1 pseudogene is annotated in these 1,016 nt (G+C 66.1%); it reads right to left on the reverse strand.

Annotated elements, in window-relative coordinates:
- A pseudogene (locus ACFWE1_RS17565) lies at nt 1–378 on the reverse strand (hypothetical protein); the annotation flags it as partial.
- Between the last annotated feature and the right edge of the window lie 638 nt (nt 379–1,016).

The following is a 1,016-nucleotide window of genomic DNA, read 5'->3' on the forward strand; positions in this document are numbered from 1 at the left end:
AGTTTCCGCCAGCCGCTCGGCGACGGTCGGCGTGACGGCCCGCCCCGTCGCCGCCGCCTCGCTCCTCGCGGTCGCGACCAGGCGCTGAACCAGATCGTGGCGACGCGGAGTGAGCTTTCGTAAGCGGGTGCCGTCGCCGGCGAGGACGACAGCGCGCAGTTCATCGCCGAACTCAGTCAGTACGGCGATCTGATCCGGCGCGACTCGGACCAGATGATTCGCCAACCAGGCCGCCATGGTCGGTTTCCGCAGCGCTTTGACCGCAGCGCTTCCACTGGCATCACCGGCCTCCTTCAGCGCCGTGGCCAACCGATCGCGCGCCGTAGTGAACCGCTCCGGCGGCAGCCCGTACAGCTCCACCACCGCATCGACGTCCACTCCATCAGAGTGAGCCGATCAGTTGCCTTAGGCAACTCTACAACGCGTCGTCACTCATCGAAGCCTGGCCACTACGTCTCGCAGCAGTGATGATTTCTGTCGGTGGCGAGGTTGATCATCGGAGTATGGGTCAGAGTGGCCGGCAGACGGTCAGGCTGTCCGGAGGTCCCGGTCACGGCCAGGTCTTCTACGTCGAAGACTGGGAGGAGCGCCGTCGCGCCGCCCAACGAATGGGCCGCACCGCCGGCGACATCCGCGGCTGGGCCCTCGCCTACCGCCCCTCCGCCGAAAACTCCGACGTCTGGATCTGGATCGACCCACGCTCCTCCCCAGGCCAACGCACCTGAGGACCTCCAGGAGTCGAAGGTCAGCAGTGGTACGCCGTACAGGTCGGGGTCGCGTGGTCGCGTCCAGGTTGAATTGGTTGAGGTAGGCAACCTATGCGGCGGGGATCCGCGTTCTGGTCAGGCGAGGCCTAGTTGGTGCATGAAGGTTAGTTGGCCGAAGATGATGAACTGGACCAGGCGGCGCTCGGTGAAGGCGCTCGCGGCCCCGCTCGGCAACACCGTCAGGCCCGCGGTCTACGACGGCGACACCCCGGTCGAGGAACGCGAATGGGTACGGCAGTACGCCAACTA

The organism is Agromyces sp. NPDC060279 (assembly GCF_042726785.1).
Taxonomy (GTDB): domain Bacteria; phylum Actinomycetota; class Actinomycetes; order Actinomycetales; family Microbacteriaceae; genus Agromyces.